This is a genomic window from Pedobacter sp. MR2016-19 (genome assembly GCF_014947265.1).
GTDB lineage: Bacteria > Bacteroidota > Bacteroidia > Sphingobacteriales > Sphingobacteriaceae > Pedobacter.
Genome location: NZ_JADCNK010000001.1, coordinates 386,750 through 405,756, shown reverse-complemented (window position 1 = coordinate 405,756; position 19,007 = coordinate 386,750). Strand labels below are relative to the sequence as shown.

The 19,007-nt window shown below is 36.6% G+C and carries 12 protein-coding genes; 9 read left to right on the top strand and 3 right to left on the bottom strand.

Features of this window, described 5'->3' with window-relative positions:
- The first annotated feature begins 39 nt into the window (after window positions 1-39).
- From IM793_RS01725 to IM793_RS01705, 5 genes are all read left to right on the top strand, one after another.
- Entirely contained in the window at window positions 40-3,357 is a 3,318-nt protein-coding gene (locus IM793_RS01725) for a DUF4175 family protein (protein ID WP_193419445.1), read from the top strand.
- A 204-nt stretch (window positions 3,358-3,561) separates the two neighbouring features.
- Entirely contained in the window at window positions 3,562-3,999 is a 438-nt protein-coding gene (gene ybeY, locus IM793_RS01720) for an rRNA maturation RNase YbeY (RefSeq protein WP_193419444.1), read from the top strand.
- Between the two features lie 568 nt (window positions 4,000-4,567).
- Entirely contained in the window at window positions 4,568-6,430 is a 1,863-nt protein-coding gene (locus IM793_RS01715) for an ABC-F family ATP-binding cassette domain-containing protein (RefSeq protein WP_193419443.1), read from the top strand.
- Window positions 6,431-6,675: 245 nt separating this feature from the next.
- On the top strand, window positions 6,676-8,538 hold the full coding sequence (gene mnmG, locus IM793_RS01710) for a tRNA uridine-5-carboxymethylaminomethyl(34) synthesis enzyme MnmG (protein ID WP_193419442.1): 1,863 nt from the start codon (window positions 6,676-6,678) through the stop codon (window positions 8,536-8,538).
- A 121-nt stretch (window positions 8,539-8,659) separates the two neighbouring features.
- Window positions 8,660-10,303 (top strand): Ig-like domain-containing protein, encoded by a 1,644-nt coding sequence (locus IM793_RS01705; protein WP_193419441.1) that lies wholly within the window; start codon window positions 8,660-8,662, stop codon window positions 10,301-10,303.
- An 86-nt stretch (window positions 10,304-10,389) separates the two neighbouring features.
- On the opposite strand, the gene IM793_RS01700 is transcribed toward IM793_RS01705, so the two are convergent.
- Together IM793_RS01700 and nadB are read right to left on the bottom strand one after the other, a co-directional pair.
- On the bottom strand, window positions 10,390-10,902 hold the full coding sequence (locus tag IM793_RS01700) for a gamma carbonic anhydrase family protein (RefSeq protein WP_193419440.1): 513 nt from the start codon (window positions 10,900-10,902) through the stop codon (window positions 10,390-10,392).
- Window positions 10,903-10,970: 68 nt separating this feature from the next.
- On the bottom strand, window positions 10,971-12,557 hold the full coding sequence (nadB, locus tag IM793_RS01695; protein WP_193419439.1) for an L-aspartate oxidase: 1,587 nt from the start codon (window positions 12,555-12,557) through the stop codon (window positions 10,971-10,973).
- A gap of 450 nt (window positions 12,558-13,007) precedes the next feature.
- Between nadB and nadA the strand changes: the two genes are divergently transcribed.
- The 3 genes from nadA (at window position 13,008) to thiL (ending at window position 16,431) form a co-directional block, all read left to right on the top strand.
- Window positions 13,008-14,006, top strand: a complete 999-nt coding sequence (gene nadA / locus IM793_RS01690; RefSeq protein ID WP_193419438.1) for a quinolinate synthase NadA — start codon at window positions 13,008-13,010, stop codon at window positions 14,004-14,006.
- A gap of 66 nt (window positions 14,007-14,072) precedes the next feature.
- Window positions 14,073-15,302: a dicarboxylate/amino acid:cation symporter gene (locus tag IM793_RS01685; RefSeq protein ID WP_193419437.1), complete on the top strand. Its 1,230-nt coding sequence runs from the start codon at window positions 14,073-14,075 to the stop codon at window positions 15,300-15,302.
- An 88-nt stretch (window positions 15,303-15,390) separates the two neighbouring features.
- A complete protein-coding gene (thiL, locus tag IM793_RS01680; RefSeq protein ID WP_193419436.1) occupies window positions 15,391-16,431 on the top strand; it encodes a thiamine-phosphate kinase in 1,041 nt (346 codons plus the stop codon).
- A gap of 177 nt (window positions 16,432-16,608) precedes the next feature.
- Here the strand turns inward: thiL and IM793_RS01675 are convergent, their stop codons facing one another.
- Window positions 16,609-17,994: a DNA recombination protein RmuC gene (locus tag IM793_RS01675; RefSeq protein WP_193419435.1), complete on the bottom strand. Its 1,386-nt coding sequence runs from the start codon at window positions 17,992-17,994 to the stop codon at window positions 16,609-16,611.
- 118 nt (window positions 17,995-18,112) lie between these two features.
- On the opposite strand from IM793_RS01675, the gene purU reads away from it, so the two are divergent.
- Window positions 18,113-18,952: a formyltetrahydrofolate deformylase gene (gene purU / locus IM793_RS01670; RefSeq protein WP_193419434.1), complete on the top strand. Its 840-nt coding sequence runs from the start codon at window positions 18,113-18,115 to the stop codon at window positions 18,950-18,952.
- Window positions 18,953-19,007: the final 55 nt, after the last annotated feature.

The following is a 19,007-nucleotide window of genomic DNA, read 5'->3' as shown; positions in this document are numbered from 1 at the left end:
CTTTCAATTGACTGGAACAATTTTTACATTTACGGTGACATGGTGAGCAACAACTACAGCGATTTATTACGGAAGATAGATGAGTTTATCCGCAAATTTTATTTAAATAAGATTTTGCGTGGCAGTATTTATGCCGCTGCCATACTTTTAGGGCTGTACCTCGTTGTTTTTTTAAGCCTTTATTACCTCAACCCAACAGCTGGATTTAAAACCTTTGTATTCTTTGCTTATTTACTGATTAGTGTATTGTTAGTTGGTTTTTTAATCATTAAACCTTTGCTTGCCATGTTAAAACTGAGTAAGTACCTCACTTTTAACGAAGCATCGGTTATCATCGGAAATCACTTTTCCGATATTAAGGATAAGTTACTGAACACCTTACAACTTCATCATTTATCCGAAAATCATCCAGAAAATAACCACCTCATTCTCGCGAGTATCGATCAAAAGATCCTTGAGCTTAAACCTGTTCCGTTTTACAGCGCTGTTAGCATTAACGATAACCGGAAGTATTTAAAGTATCTTTTTGTTCCCCTTTCTATTATTCTGTTAATTGCCATTATCGCACCTACTATTTTACGCGAGGGTACAAACAGTTTTTTTAAGTACGATGAATACATTGCACCTAAATCGCCTTTCAGTTTCACGGTTTTGAATAAGAATTTAACCGTTACCCAAGGTGATGATTTAACACTAAATGTCAAACTGACTGGTGATGAACTTCCTGCCGAAATTTACGTTGAAGACGGAAAAAACACCTATAAACTCGAAAAAAAGAACATCAGTAAGTTTAATTACAACATCGAAAATATACAGAGCGATAAAAAATTGATTTTTAAAGGAGGTGGCTTTAGCTCAGCTGCATTTACCGTTTCGGTTAAACCGCGCCCCGAACTACTGAATGCAACTGCAACTTTAAATTACCCTGCTTATCTGGGCAAAAAACAGGAGTTGATTGCCAATGTTGGCGATATGCTTCTACCCGAAGGCACAAAAGTTACCTGGAACTTTAAAACCGGTCAGAGCAGTTCACTGCTGTTTATTTTAAACGGAACCGAAAATGTTTTAAAAGTTGAGGAGAATGAATCAGTCTTTAATGCCACCATCAGAAATAATTCAAAATATAGCATCACACCTAAAAACCAATATGTAACAATCAGAGATTCGCTTTCTCATCAAATTACGGTTGTTAAAGATCAATCCCCTGGCATTTCTGTTGAAGAAAAATCAGATTCGGTGAGTAACAAAGCCTTGTATTTCAACGGTCACGTGACTGACGATTATGGTTTTAGCCGCTTAAGTTTTAAGTATAACATTAAAGAAAATAACCGGATTGTAAACACAGTTACCAAAAATATTGCGATTAAAAGCAATGCGACAGAAAATACTTTCTTCTATTTCTGGAATTTAAAAACTGCCACCGCCAAACCCGGCCAGGAGATTGAGTATTACTTTGAAGTAGCCGACAATGATGGCGTAAATGGCGCAAAAGTTACCCGGTCGGAAATTAAAACCTTTAAACAGCCTACCAAAAAAGAAACTGCCGAACAGGTAAACGCCAGCAACCAGGCCCTAAAAAAGAAGGTGCAGTCAGCCATACGTTTGGCCAATACCATCGAAAAAGAGAGTAAAAAAGTAGCTGAAAGCCTTATTGATAAAAAACAGATCTCTTTCGAAGATAAAAAGCAGATTGAAGCCCTTTTGGACAAACAAAAACAACTTGATGAAGCTGTAAAAGAAATTAAAGAACAGAACGACAAAAACATTCAGCAGCAGGAAGATCAAAAACAAACAGAAGAACTTTTAGAAAAACAAAAACAGATCAAAGACCTCTTTGATAATGTACTGGATGAAAAAACCAAAGAACTTTTGCAAAAGCTGCAGAACCTGATGAATGAGAAAAATAAAGATCAAACACAGCAGGAGCTTTCTAAAATGCAATTGGACAATAAAACCCTCAAAAATGAACTCGACAGGATTTTAGAACTTTATAAACAGTTGGAATTTGAACAAAATCTTCAAACCGATATCGATCGGTTAAATGAGCTTGCTAAAGAACAAAAAGAACTTGCAGAACAAACAAAAGACAAAAAACAGGACAATGAATCGTTAAAGCAGAAACAGGATGCACTTAACAAGGAAATGAAAGACCTGAAAGATGACCTGAAAAAACTGCAAGAAAAAAATCAGTTTCTTGAAAGGCCCAATCCTTTCGAAAATCCTGAAAAAGATGTGCAGGATATACAAAAAGAACAGCAGGATAGTAAAGATGCTTTAGATAAAAAGGATTCAAAAAACGCTAGCCAAAAACAGCAAAAAGCTGGTGAGCAGATGGAAAAACTATCTAAAAAAATGAGTGATATGCAGCAGCAGGGTGAAGAAATGGAAAACAACCTGAATGCTAAAGAGTTACGGCGCCTATTGGAAAATTTATTGACCACTTCTTTTGATCAGGAAAAAGTAATGCTTGCTTTAAAAAAAATGACCGCGGCAGATCCTTCCTATACCAGCAACGTTCAGAAACAGCGCAGCATTAAAGACAACCTTAAAACTATCGCTGATAGCTTATACAGCCTAAGTAAACGTGTTCCCCAGATAGAATCGACAGTTAACGAGGAGATGAACAAGATTAACTTCAACCTGGATAAAAGTTTGGAAAATTTGGGTGATAGAAGAACATCTGAGGCTAATCGTTTCCAGCAATTTACCATGACTTCTATCAATAATCTAACTTTGATGTTGAGCGAAGCATTAAGTCAACTGCAAAATATGCAGAAGAACGGTAAAGGCGGCAGCGGAAAAAAACAAAAACAAGGAATGAAGCAGCTCTCTCAAATGCAGGAACAACTGAATAAGAGCATGCAAAAAGCCAGGGAACAGATGCAAAAACAAGGTGGCAATCAAGGTACAGTCGGTAAAGGACAAATGAGCCAGGAGTTTGGTAAAATGGCGCAGCAACAGCAGATGATCCGCCAGGCACTCGAAAAGATCAACCGTGAAGAGAACAAAGATGGCACCGGTAAAATGGGCAACCTAAACGAAGCCATTAAAGAAATGAAACAGACTGAAAGCGATCTGGTTAACAAACGTTTGCAACAAGAAACCTTAAACAGGCAAAAAGAATTATTAACCAAATTACTAGAAGCAGAAAAAGCTGAACGTGATCAGGAAGAAGATTCAAAAAGAGAAAGTAAAGCCGCTAAGGAGTTCCCTCCATCCTATCAAAAGATGGTCGATCAGTTTAAAAAACAGCAACAAAATGGTAATGATATGCTACAGAAACTACCTCCTAGTTTAAATTATTATTACAAAAACAAAATTGCAGAGTATTTGAAATCGTTGAATATGGTGCATTAATATGATGCGAGAAGTCGTCATTGCGAGAAGGCTTTTTCAGCCGACGAAGCAATCTTACAACGATCGCTAATAGCCTGTGCATTAAGATTGCTTCGTGCCTCGCAATGACGGATCTTTTTATTTAAATATGTATTGGTACGGATGCTGTGTGGTTGAGATAACGACAACTATTTCTTAAGTTTGCAGCCATAAAACAAAAAAACAATGCCTGCAATATCATTTTTTACTGAATCAGTTAGCTATAATCTTCCTCAGAAAATAAAAGTAAAGAAGTGGATTAAAGCTACCATCGAGAAAGAAGGATTTAATTTGCAGGAACTAAATTTCATTTTTTGTAGCGATGAATATCTTTTAGGCATCAACCAACAATATTTAAACCACGATACCTATACCGATATTATTACTTTTGATAATTCTGAAGAAGAAAAACAGATTGTAAGCGATATTTTCATCAGCATTGAGCGTGTTAAAGAAAATGCCAAGACCTTTAAAACAGCAGAATTTGATGAGGTTTGCCGCATTATGATCCATGGAACCCTGCATTTACTGGGTTACAAAGACAAAGGAAAAGATGCCAAGACCCTGATGACCGAAAAAGAAGATGAGTATCTTGGTTATAGAGCGGTAGTTGGATTAGTTTAGTCTAAACTTTTTTCCTGATGGCATTCTGAGCGCAGCGAAGAACCCGGAGGCTCTGCGAAGCAAATCTTTTAATGATTATCACAACACCCCATTTCCATATCCTACCCTTTCTTGGACTTTGTACTCCATAATTTCCATGGCTTGCTAAGACAAGTAAATAATCCCATCTCAATATTTAATGGCGTTCGTCTAACAGTTAAGGGCGTTCGTCGACAATTAGTCTGTACTGGTATAATACACCTGGATTTCATGCAACATTTTCTGTCAACCGCAGTCTTATATTCAAAAAACAACAATTACATGCTGGGGTGTATATCCTGGACATTTCAAGATAAAGTTTAGTTTTAGTTAATGATTGAGACAGCGGCGGAGCGATTCCAGCCGCTGTTTTCTTTTATTGAAACTATTCACTAATACCAATGAATTACTGAATAGACAAACTAATGCATCAATATTCTGCCATTTTTAACTGGTATTAGCAGTCCTTTAAATTTAGAATATGCCGTTGCAACTAATTTATCCTTACCTTTGCACTAATTTTCCTTTATAAATCCGAAATACAAAAAAATTGAGCACACTAATTGCGGCAGAAGGCTTAGGGCATGGTTATCATGACGAATGGCTATTTAAAAATTTAACCTTAGGTATTAACTCTGGTCAGCGCGTGGCGTTGGTTGGAATTAATGGCGCGGGCAAGAGTACACTTTTGAAATTGCTGGCAGAAAGGTTCCCTCCACTCGAAGGTAAAATTGTAAAAAATAAAGCTGTTAAAATTGGTTTTCTTGATCAGGAACCACAGTTTACTGAAGGTTTCTCAATCAGCGACCATATATTTTCTTTAGAAAATAAACAACAGCAGTTGATTAAGGAATATGAAGAATTAATCGAAGACCCTAACCCAGACGAAAAAACACTTAACCGTTTATATGAAGAGTTAAGTGAACATAATGCCTGGGAATATGAGCACGAGATTAAAACCATTTTAAACAGAATGGGTATTACTCACCTTCAACAGAAAATATCTACCCTATCTGGTGGACAAAAGAAACGTTTGGCTCTGGCTAAACTTTTAATTGAAGACCCGGAAATTCTGGTGCTTGATGAGCCAACCAACCACTTGGATATTGATACCATTGAATGGCTGGAGAAATTATTAACTACCGGGCAAAAAACTATTTTACTTGTTACGCACGACAGGTACTTTTTGGATAATGTTTGTAATACCATTGTTGAGTTAGATAGAGGTAAGATTTATAACTATAATGGAAATTACGCTTACTTCTTAGAAAAGAAAAGCGAAAGAGAAGCTTTAGACGCAACAGTTTTACATAAGAACCAACAGCTATTAAAGAAAGAATTGGAATGGATGAGGCGCATGCCACAGGCACGTGGAACCAAATCTAACGCCAGAATCAATGCTTTTTACGATTTAGAGGAAAAATCAAAGAAAAAGTCTGATAATCAGAGTATTAACCTCCAAATGAAGATGTCTCGTCAAGGCGGGAAAATTATTGAGGTAGAACACATCAAAAAAGCATTTGATGGCCGTCCAATCATCAACGATTTTAGTTATACCTTTAAAAAAGGAGATAGAATTGGTTTAGCAGGAAAAAATGGTACTGGTAAATCTACTCTGCTAAATATCATTACGAGTCAATTAAAGCCAGATGCTGGTAAAGTTGATACTGGGGAGACAACTGTTTTTGGTTATTACAAACAAGGTGGTTTAACTTTCGATCCAAAGGAGAGGGTAATTGATATTGTAAAATCGGATGCCGAATATATTAAGATGGCTGATGGTTCAGTAATTACGGCCTCTGCCCTATTAACTCTATTTCTCTTCCCGCCAAAGAAACAACATGGCATGGTTGAGAAATTAAGTGGTGGTGAAAAGAAACGTTTGAACCTGATGAAGGTGCTCATGCAAAATCCGAATTTTTTAATTCTGGATGAACCAACGAACGATCTTGACATAGACACCCTGAACGTTCTTGAAGAATTTTTAGAAAACTTTCCAGGCATATTAATGTTGGTTTCTCACGACAGGTACCTGCTCGACAAAATGAGTGATCAACTATTTATCATGGAGGGAGAAGGTGTTGTTAAAATTTATAATGGTAATTATTCAGAGTACCGTTTAAGTTTAGAACAGCCAAAAGCAAAAACAGAAACTAAAAAAGGACCCGCCCCGGCTGTGGAACAAGCACCCGTTAAAGCTGCAAAAAAACTAAGTTTCAAGGAGCAAAAAGAATTAGAAGATAGCGAAAAAGGAATTGCGGAAACAGAGAAAAAAATAGCATTACTTAACGAAAGTTTAGTTAAAATCGATGCGACCGACTATGTAAAAATCCAGGAAGTTTCCAGCGAAATTGAAACCCTCCAAAGTAAACTTGACGAGTACACCATGCGTTGGCTCGAACTTTCAGAATAAAATAAAGCAATTCAAACCTAATTTACACGTTATGTTTCACGTGGAACGTTAATAAAAATTGCAAGTTTATTCGAGCAAACGAATGAATGATAAGATTACTAATAGGTCTTTAACTATATTCAGACTGAATGTGATTATTAAAATATTACAACTAAAACTATACACGATGCTGAGTTTATTTCAGCATCTTATAAAAGTTAAAACCAATTGTTCCACGTGGAACAATTAAAGAAATATAATATAAAATGTTTTCAAAATACGATTTGATTGTTGTTGGTGCTGGTCATGCAGGCTGTGAAGCTGCTGCCGCTGCTGCCAATTTAGGATCATCTGTTTTATTAATTACAATGAACATGGGCACCATTGCCCAAATGAGTTGTAACCCTGCTATGGGTGGTGTGGCTAAAGGACAGATTGTTCGCGAGGTGGATGCAATGGGTGGTTACTCAGGTATAATCTCTGATAAATCGACCATTCAATTTAGAATGCTCAACAAATCTAAGGGTCCTGCTATGTGGAGTCCTAGAGCACAAATTGACAGAATGCGCTTTGCAGAAGAATGGCGTTTAGCATTGGAGCGAACACCTAACCTTGATATATGGCAAGACAGTGTTGTTGGTTTGTTGGTAAGAGAAAAGACAGTATATGGTGTTAAGACTTCTTTAGGTATTGAGATAGAAAGTAAAGCAGTAGTACTTACCAATGGAACATTTTTGAATGGTGTAATGCACATCGGAGAAAAGAAATTTGGAGGAGGTAGGACAGCTGAAAGAGCATCAACCGGTATTACCGAACAACTGGTTGAATTAGGCATGGAAGCAGGCAGAATGAAAACTGGTACTCCCCCACGCGTAGATGGAAGAAGTTTGGATTACACCAAAATGGAAGAACAATGGGGTGATGAAAATCCAGGTAAATTCTCCTATACAGATACCGAAGTTTCAACCGATCAACGTTGTTGCTGGATCACTTATACCAATGGAGATGTTCATGAAACTTTAAAGGAAGGTTTCGAAAAATCGCCAATGTTTACCGGGAGAATTAAAGGTTTAGGTCCGAGATATTGTCCATCTATTGAAGATAAAATTAATCGTTTTGCTGAGCGTGACAGACATCAGATTTTCGTTGAACCTGAAGGATGGAATACCTGTGAAATTTATGTAAATGGATTTTCAACATCACTTCCGGAAGATGTACAATTTAAAGCACTAAGATTAATACCAGGTTTTGAGCAGGCAAAAATGTTCAGACCCGGCTATGCCATTGAATACGATTTCTTCCCACCTACCCAACTGTCTTTAACATTAGAAACGAAATTGATCAGCAATTTATTTTTAGCCGGACAAATAAACGGAACTACAGGTTATGAAGAGGCGGCTTGCCAAGGCTTCATGGCTGGTATAAATGCGCATCAAAAAATTACAGATAAACATGAGTTGATCATGAAAAGATCTGATAGTTATATCGGTGTTTTAATTGATGACCTGGTAACGAAAGGAACAGAAGAACCTTATCGCATGTTTACCTCGAGAGCAGAACACCGCTTATTATTAAGGCAAGATAATGCCGATATCCGCCTGTCTCCTATCGGACATGAATTGGGTTTAATTTCTGACGAGCGTTTAGAAAAGGTAAATCAGAAAATTGCAAATGCTGATGCTTTGGTTAAGTTCACCAAAAACCAGGGCATAGAAATGAGCGATGCCAATCCAATGCTTGAAAGTTTAGGATCAAGTGTTTTAAATCAAAATGTTAAAATACACAGCCTGGTTGGTAGACCTCATGTTGGTTTGCCCGACCTGATCAAGGTAAGCAAAGCGCTTGCAGTAGTAACAAAAGATTTAGACAATGAGACTATTGAACAAGCCGAAATCAAAATTAAGTATGAAAGCTATTTTGAAAAAGAAAATGAAATTGTAGCCAAAATGCTGAAGATGGAAGACAAAGAAATTAAACCAGATTTCGACTACAATAAAATTGTTTCCATTTCAAAAGAGGCCAGAGAAAAATTATTTAAAATCAAACCACGTACTTTAGGTCAGGCTTCACGAATTTCTGGCGTTTCACCTTCAGATATATCAGTTTTAATGGTATATATTAATAAGTAATTGATTATCAATACTTTAAGTAAATTAAAATAAACTTAAAATAAAGCGATATAAGCTTAAAAAAATATTTTTTAATGTTACGGTTCCAAAAAGTATAAAAATTCGTCAGAACGTTTAAAATATGCCAAATTTAAAAACTCAATACTTTAACCTTAAAAATTTAGCGGTTGTGTTAACCTCGCTCCTATTTTTTGGTTGTGCAAGTATCCAAACACCACAAGGTGGTCCAAAAGATACAAAGCCACCAAAAGTTTTAAGCATGACTCCAAAAAATCAAACGAGGAATTTTAATGCTAAAAAAATTGTGATCGAGTTTGATGAATATTTTAATATTAAAGATGAGTTTAAAGAATTTTCGATTTCTCCTGATCAGGAAAAACTTCCGGTTTTAAAGAAGCGTCAAAAAAGATTAGAAATTGCACTTCAGGATTCTTTGGAAAAAAATACAACCTATACTTTAAACTTTGGAAAATCGATAGCCGATGTCAACGAAGGAAATGTCGTTAAAAATCTATCTTACGTTTTTTCAACCGGTCCAGAAATCGATTCTTTATCCATCAGTGGTAAAGTAATCAATTCGCTAACTGATGAACCAGAGAAAGAAGCTACTGTGTTTATACTGCCACTCGAACGAGATACCATATTCGGAAAAAGACGCCCTTCCATTTATACTACTACCGATAGTTCCGGAACTTATAAACTGAACAACCTGAGAAAGGGTACATATAAGGTATATGCCATTAAAGAAAGCAGTGGTGGTGGTGATAAAATATACCAGCAGATTTCAGATGAAGTTGGATTTATAAAAGAGCCGGTTATAATTGTTAAGAATATAGAAAACATAGATCTGCAGATCTTTAAAGAATTGGCTCCAGAATTCCGTGTATTAGACCGGAAACTAAATAATGACGGTAGCATATCGATTATCTTTAATCAGCAGCTTAAAAGCCCTAAAATTACGGTTACTGATCCTCCTGCGGTTGACGTAGGCAAATACGTCCAGTTCACTAAAAATAATGATACGGCAAAAATATGGTTAAAAGACATGAGTTTTGATTCAGTAAAGGTTGCTATTCAGGATCAAGGCAAGATTTTGCAGACGTTAAACTTTACCAGGGGTAAAAAAGATACTTATACACGCGATTTAACCATAGCAGATAACCTGTCCGGAGGTAAATTAAATCCGTTTCAGCAATTAACGCTGACTTTTCCATTTCCGATGACAGGTGCTGATCCATCCAAGATTACCCTACTGGAGGACTCTGTAAAAAGAACGAACTTCGAATTGGTAAAAGACAGTGTAGATCAACAGAAATACTACCTGAAATATCCCTGGAAAACTAAAAGAACTTACGACTTAAAAATAGGTGCAGGTGCGTTTACGGCTATATTTAATGCAAAAAATAAAGATTTATCCAAAAAATTTACGCTGGAGAGTTCAGACGCCTACACTACCCTGGTATTAAATGTAACTGTTCCGGATACGTCGAAAAGCTATGTAATTCAATTTCTTAATGAAAAAAAAGATATTATAAAATCTTTTCCGGTCAGTAAAAATACTAAAGTTACTTTTTCTAAATACCCTGCAGGTAAGTATATGCTCAGGGTAATTTACGATGACAATAAAAACGGAATCTGGGATACAGGAAGTGTTAAAGGCGGTTACCAACCCGAAAAAGTTTGGTACTTAAAAGCATTAATGGATTTAAAACCCAATTGGGAACGGGAAGATCCTCTAGTGATACCTGCACCTCCAATTAAGTAAAAAAATAGTCATCTCGACTGGAACGGAGAGATCTATCCCGAGACAGATTTCTCCATTCCGTTTCACTTCAGTCGAAATGACGGAAGCTATTCGGTAAACCAGCCCGAATACATAACATAGTTATCAGGAAGTTTATTCAACAAAGCCCTTTGCTCATCAGTAATGGGCTTTATTTTTTTTGCAGGTGTACCAGCATACAAATAGCCTGTTTCGCAGATGGTATTTTCCAGTACTACAGATCCGGCAGCAATAATACAATACTCTTCTATCACCGCATGATCCATTACTATAGCGCCCATGCCGATCAACACATTATCCTGAACAGTACAACCATGTACGATTGCATTATGACCTACAGACACTCTATTACCGATGTGTGTAGATGCTTTTAAGTAGGTGGCATGGATTACTGCACCATCTTGTATATTAGATTCATTTCCGATCGTAATCGCATTTACATCGCCTCTAATCACGGCATTAAACCATACTGAACATTTATCACCTATTATTACATCACCAACTATGGTAGCATTCTCTGCAATGAAATTGTCTTTTCCAATTTCAGGATATTTATCTTTTACGGGTAGTATTAAAGGCATAATATAATGTAAGATGGTTGATGAAAAATGGACGTGTTAAAGTTCCCTTAAGGGGATTTAAAGGTGTACTAAAAAACAGTATCTACCAGTTCCTTAGCATGTTCCGGATAATCTGTAGTATAATGTAATCCCCTACTCTCTTTTCTTTGCATCGCTGATTTAATCACCAGGTAAGCCGTTTGGATGACATTCCGTAGTTCGCAAAGTTTAACCGAAACCTTATTCTTTTTATAAAATTCTTCTGTCTCCTGGTAAATTAAAAACAAACGGCGATGTGCCCTTTCTAAACGGAAATCAGAACGTACAATGCCTACATAATCACCCATCACTTTTTGCAGCTCTCTTAGGTTATGTGTTACCAATACATCTTCATTACTTTGGGTAACCCCTTGAGAATTCCATTCAGGAATGTGATCCGGAATAATATTATTTTTAAAGTTCTCAATAGCATCCTGGTAAATGCGGTGTGCAAAAACTGTTGCTTCAAGTAAAGAATTGGAAGCCAAACGGTTAGCACCATGCAAACCAGTTGAAGAACACTCTCCACAGGCATACAAATTTTTAATTGAAGAGCGACCATATTCATCAACCAGAATACCACCACACATATAATGAGATGCAGGAGTAACTGGTATATAATCTTTTGTCATATCAATCCCTATAGATAAACATTTAGCATATATATTAGGGAAGTGCTTCAGAATATCTTCCTTCTTACGCATCGTAATATCCAAATAAACAAAATCATCACCTGATTTCTTCATTTCATTGTCTACCGCACGTGCAACAATATCGCGTGGTGCTAAAGATTTACGTTCATCATATTCATGCATAAATTCCTCGCCACTCTTACGTCTTAAAACGCCACCAAAACCCCTCAACGCTTCTGATATTAGGAACGATGGATACTCTCCAGGATGATACAAAGCCGTTGGATGGAACTGAATAAACTCCATATTCCTCACTTTTCCTTTTGCCCGGTAAACCATTGCCATACCATCTCCCGTTGCAATAACCGGATTTGTTGTGGCCGAATACACATGTCCGGCACCACCCGAAGCCATCACAGTTACATTTGCCACAATCTTTTCCACATCGTTAAGCTCTGTGTTAAAGGCATATATACCATAACAGTTAATATCTTCGGTACGTTTATCCACAAACTCACCTAAGTGATGCTGTGTTATCAACTCCAGCGCAAAGTAATGTGTTAATATCTCTATGTTGTTATTCTCATGTATTTCACTTAGTAACACCCGCTCAATCTCATATCCGGTGATATCTTTATAGTGCAAAACGCGGTGTTCTGAGTGACCACCTTCTTTAGCTAAATCGTAAAAACCAGCGTTATCCTTATCGAAATTTATACCATAGTCAATGATCTCCTGAATACGCTGAGGCCCCTCTTTTACAACGATTTCCACAATTTTTTCATCGCATAATCCGTCACCCGCAATCAGTGTATCTTCTATATGTTTTTCAAAAGAATCACCTTTATCCACCACAACTGCAACGCCGCCCTGAGCGTATTTTGTATTCGATTCGTCTTCATTCGACTTTGTAACAATTAAAACCTTACCGAACTTTGCAGCTTTAAGTGCAAAACTCAAACCCGCTATACCTGAACCAATTACCAGAAAATCTACTTTCCTCATTAATAAAAACATTTACTTTATCCACGATGTTAACAACTAGTTAATAAATGTTAACTCTGTGTCTAAATTATCCTAACAAATAAATTTGAATGTTTAAAGCTACTCTAAAAACACAATTTGCCACAATCTTTTGCACTATTTTTAAGCAGCTTTATATAAGTAATTAACTTTTTACCCACTTATAAACAATTAACATTCCAGTATTGATAAAAATTGAACCGATTTTCGATAACCCTGGAAATCAAACTTATGATGTTATAAAAATGTAATCTAAATGTTAGTAAACGATTAACAACTTATATAAAAGAAAGAATTTTATCAACTTGCCAACATTATTAACACACTAATAAACAAACAAGATTTATTTATTTAAAATAACTTATTAATTATTGAGACGTGGAAAGCTTTATCTTTGGCCAACGTCAAAATTCAAAAAAGGAAAATTTTAAAATGAACATAGATGTCTTAGAAGAAATCAACAAAAAAGGTTTCGCAGAAGAAGAAATTGATCCTACACTTGATCTTTTTGCAGAGATTGAGAAATTAAAAAAGGAAAAGAATGCCATCATCCTGGCACATTATTACCAAGAGCCTGACATACAGGATATTGCGGATTATATTGGCGATAGTTTGGGCTTATCTCAGGAGGCTGCAAAAACAGATGCAGATGTAATTGTTTTTGCAGGTGTGCATTTTATGGCCGAAACGGCGAAGATTTTATCGCCTGAAAAAACGGTTTTATTACCTGATGTAAAGGCAGGATGTTCATTAGCAGATAGTTGTCCGCCGCATTTATTTAGAAAGTTCAAGGAAAAATATCCGGATCATCTGGTCATCACTTATGTAAACTGCACGGCCGAATTAAAAGCTTTAAGTGACATTGTTTGTACAAGTACCAACGCGGTGCAGATTGTAGAGAGTTTACCGAAAGATCAAAAAATCATTTTTGGCCCGGATCGTAACTTAGGTGCTTACGTTGCGAAAAAAACAGGTAGGGATCTTGTATTATGGAACGGTGCCTGCATGGTTCATGAAATTTTTTCGCAGGAGAAAATTACAAAACTGAAAGAACGTCACCCGAATGCGAAATTTATTGCGCACCCGGAATGTGAAGAAGTAGTTTTAAAAATGGCTGATTATATCGGTTCAACAACGGGACTTTTAAAATATACGATTACCAATCCTGCTACCGAATTTATTGTAGCTACCGAAAGTGGAATTATCCACCAGATGGAAAAAGCAAATCCGACAAAGACGTTTATACCGGCGCCACCAAATAACAGCTGTGCCTGTAACGATTGTCCGTATATGAAAAGAAATACTTTAGAAAAACTATATTTATGTATTAAAAATGGTCTGCCTGAAGTAACTGTTCCTGAGCATATTATTGAACAGGCGCGTAAACCGATCCAAAGGATGTTGGATATTTCGGCTGAATTGGGGTTGTAAGCCTGACTTCCGAAGTTTCCCAGAGTCCGCAGGCTGGCAAAACTTCGGAAGTCTAATTTTTTATTTATGGAAAAAAACAACATCCTTAAAAATTACTCAGGCTTATTATGGCTTTTGGCAGGTATTACTGTTGGAAGCATAGTGGGTTTAATTTTTGGAAAAAGTGTTGAAAGTATTAAACCCCTGGGTGATATATTTTTGAACTTGTTGTTTACCGCGGTTATTCCATTGGTATTTTTTGCAGTTTCATCAGCCATTGCAAATATAGACAGGACTAAAAAACTAGGGAGATTATTAACCGTAATGGTTTTGGTTTTCCTGGCAACAATACTGATTTCTGCGATTTTAACACTGGCAGCGACATGGCTTTTTCCGATCCATCAACAATTGGGAAGTGCAACAATACCGACAGAACCTGAAAAAATTCAATCATTTGGCGAACAAATGACACAACTTTTAACCGTAGGTGAATTTTTCGAGATCGGAAGTAGAAAAAATATGCTGGCACTGATTATTTTTTCAGTTTTGGTGGGATTTTCTACTTTATACGCAGATAAGGAAGGTGAGGGCTTTAAAAAATTCCTTGTTTCTGGTAATGAAGTGATGAAAAAACTCATTATTTTAATCATGAAACTCGGGCCGATAGGTTTAGGTGCCTATTTTGCCTATCAGGTTGGTGTATTCGGTCCACAGCTTTTTGGAACCTATGCAAAAGCTTTAGGTTTGTATTATGGTGTTGGGGCATTTTATTTTATTGTTTTTTTCACTTTATACGCTTTCGTTGCAGGTGGATTTAAAGCCATAAAAGTATTTTGGAAAAATAATATTGTACCTTCTTTAACTTCTATCGGTACCTGTAGTAGTATTGCCACTATTCCGGCTAATTTAGAAGGAACAACAAAAATGGGAGTGCCTGCTTACATCACCAATGTGACGGTTCCTTTGGGATCAACTTTGCATAAAGATGGTTCGAGCATTAGTTCAATCATAAAAATTGCGGTGGTTTTTGCCATTTTTGGTAAAGATTTGGTACATGTGGATACCATTATTTTAGCCTTAGGTATTACGGTTTTGGTGAGTATAGTAGAAGGTGGAATACCAAATGGAGGATATATTGGGGAGTTATTAATGGTTTCGGCCTACCAATTGCCACCGGAAGCTTTGCCACCCGCAATGATTATCGGAACTCTGGTTGATCCGATGGCTACATTGTTGAATGCTACCGGCGATAATGTTGCAGCGATGTTAATTGCCAGGTTTACAGAAGGTAAAAATTGGATGGAAAATATTAAATAGATAAATCCGTCACCCTGAACTTGTTTCAGGGTCTTATTTGTTAAGATGCTGAAACAAGTTCAGCATGACGATAATTGTAATATAATTTATGTTTGAAAATAAAGAGCGTACAGATATTAATGAATTAGGCGAATTTGGGTTGATTAAACACCTGACTACTAATTTTAAAATTAAAAACGATTATTCGGTAAAAGGTGTGGGCGATGATGCAGCCGTTTTGGATGCAAAAGGAAAACAGACCTTGATTTCGACCGATTTATTGCTGGAGGGAATTCACTTCGATTTGGCTTATGTGCCTTTAATGCACCTGGGATATAAAGCAGTGCAGGTAAACTTGAGTGATATTTATGCGATGAATGGAAAAGCCAGTCAGATTACGGTTTCGCTGGGTTTATCAAGTAAATTTCCGCTTGAAGCTGTAGAAGAAATTTATAAGGGCATTGAGCTGGCCTGCAATAAATATAACATTGATTTAATCGGTGGCGATACTTCCTCAAGTAAACAAGGTTTGGTTATCAGTATTACCAGTATTGGTTATGCGGATGCAGATAAAGTAGTGTACAGAAATGGTGCTCAGGAACATGATTTATTGTGTGTTTCTGGTGATTTGGGTGGTGCTTATTTAGGGCTGCAAATTTTAGAAAGAGAGAAATTAATCTATCTGGAAAATCCACAGATCCAACCAGATTTAGAAGATAAAGATTATATCATCGAAAGACAATTGAAACCTGAAGCCAGGATGGATATTATTGCACTTTTAGATGAAATGAATATTAAGCCAACCTCTATGATCGATGTTTCGGATGGCTTGGCTTCTGAAATTTTGCACCTGGCAGAACAATCAGATAAAGGAATGACCATTTACGAGGAGAAAATACCTTTAGATCCAATGACTTATGAAACTGCCCGCGAGTTAGGTTTAGATCCAACGGTTTGTGCTTTAAGTGGTGGTGAAGATTATGAATTGTTGTTTACCATCAGTCAGGAAGATTATAAAAAACTGAAACATGATGTAGACATCACCGTAATTGGCCACGTTACCGATAAAAATTCGGGCTGTAAAATGGTTTCTAAATCAGAAAAAGTACACGAGCTGAAGGCTCAGGGCTGGAATGCTTTTAATAAATAGACTTTAGTTAAAAACGACATGTCGTCATCTCGACTTTAGCGTAGCGAAATGGAGAGATCTGCTGATATAGATTTCTAGACTCGTTGCACTTCGCTCGAAATGACGACATTGTTGTTTTAAAACCTTTTTTTGTATAAATTACAGAAATCTGACGACTTTGCCTTATAATTATGAAAATTATAAATCTTGCGTTTCGTTAATATCCAAATATTTCGCATCAATCTGTTTAGTAGCTTTCGCACCCAATTTCTTAATCTTTTCAGAAGTATTGGTTAGATTACCCGCGCCGATTGATAATTTGTTAATGGCTTTATCATAAGCATCCTGTCCGTTTTTGATGTATTTGCCAATGTTTTCCATGTCGGCAACAAAACCCACAAACTTATCGTACATGCTGCCACTTAAACGGGCAATTTCCATTACGTTGCGGTTTTGGCGTTCCTGTTTCCACATACTGGCAATGGTGCGCAAGGTAGCCAATAGGGTTGACGGACTCACAATTACTACCCTCCTGTCCCATGCAAAATTGAAAAGTTCTGCATCTTTTTGAACCGCAATACTGAAAGAAGATTCGATTGGAACAAACAATAAAACAAAATCCGGAGAATTGATTTTATATAAATCCTGGTAGTTTTTAGCAGATAATTCCTGGATGTGATTCTTAATGGAGGCCAGGTGCTGTTTTACATAGCCTTCACGCTCTTCATCTGTGTCTGCTGATACAGATCGTTCATAAGCGACCAAACTTACCTTAGCATCAACAACAAGGTGTTTATCGTCCGGGAGGTCGATTACCACATCGGGCTGGTAGCGGCTACCTTCTGCGGAGGTATGAGAAGCCTGGATACGGTATTCCTGATCCCTAACTAAACCAGAACGCTCCAGTACCTTTTCCAGAATGATCTCTCCCCAGTTTCCCTGTTTTTTACTATTGCCTTTTAAAGCTTTGGTTAAATTATTGGCATCTTCCTGGATGAGTTTGCTTTGAATCTGCAGTTCTGAAATTACACCTTTCAAAATATTCCTTTCGTCCGATTCGGCTTTGTAAACCTTTTCTACTTTATCTTCAAAAGCTTTTATATTTTCTTTTAAAGGATTGAGAATAATATCGAGGTTGGTGCGGTTCTGTTCAATAAATTTGGTAGATTTTTCTTCCAGAATTTTATTGGCAATTAATTCGAAGTCTTTATTCAGTTTTTGTTGCGACTGCTCATAACTTAATTTTTGTTCAACTAATTTTTCTTTTTCGGCCAGGTAGAATGATCTGGTGCTTTCCAGCTCACGGTTGGCGTCGGCAAGCCGATCGCGTTCAGCCTGTAATTCATCAATTAAGCGTTGTTGTTCTTCTTTTAGCAAGGCAGTAATGTGATCTTTTTCAGTAGATAAATTAGAAACACGTTCGTCGGCTTTGGCTAAACTAATTTTTAAGACTTCATTTTCGCTTTTCATCCGTTCAAAATCTTCTATCGATACAACAGATAGTGCAGCCTGGGGTTTCTTTAGCAATAAAATGACCAGAACAATTAAAATAACAATTAGTAAAGCAATGCCGACAGTCTCCATAATGATAAAAATTTTAGTAAAAATGGAGATTTAAAATAGATATACCAAAAAAAATTAGTCAAAATGAAACATAAAAAAACGTAAATTTTTTCTATAATTGGCTATTAGTATTTTATAAATGAACGCATTAACTGTCCTTATTTCTTGTCCTGATCAAGTTGGTTTGGTTACCAATATTACCCGGGTTCTGGCTGCACATCAATTGAATATTATCGCCATGCGGGAGTTTGTTGATGAAGCAAATAAAGCGTTTTTTACAAGGATTGCCTGTACCGGAGATTTAGAAGATGCGGAAAAATTAAAGGGAAAACTTTTAGAAAATCTTCCCAATGCTGCAGAGGTTAATTTGATTACGGAAAAGGAGAAGCAGATTGCCGTTTTGGTAACTAAAGAGTACCACTGTTTGGCGGAAATACTGATCAAAAACCAGTTTAAAACTTTAGGTGCCAATGTTAAATGTGTCATCGGAAATTATGAAAGCCTGAGGGATTTTACTGAAAAACTGGGCATCCCATATTTTTATGTAGATCATAGCAATAAAGGTAAAAGTGTATTTGAGTCTGAAATAAAAGAAATTATCAATCAATTTGAGGTAGATTACCTGGTATTAGCCAAGTTTATGCGGATTCTGTCAGCTGATTTTGTAAAAGATTATGCGGGTAAAATCATCAATATTCATCATTCATTTTTACCAGCTTTTATTGGTGCCAATCCCTATCGCCAAGCTTTTGAACGTGGGGTAAAAATTATTGGGGCTACTGCACATTTTGTTACCGATAATTTGGATGAAGGTCCGATTATTACCCAACACACCAATCACGTTGATCATAATTTTGGCGTAAAAGAAATGGTTCGTGCTGGTAAAGAGATAGAGAAAAAAGTATTATTAGAAGCGTTGGAACTTATTTTTGAAGATCGCGTTTTTGTGAGTGGGAATAAAACGGTGGTGTTTAAATGATGTAAAATGTAAAATGGATGATGGAATTGATGTCACTCCTTTTCCACTGTTTGTC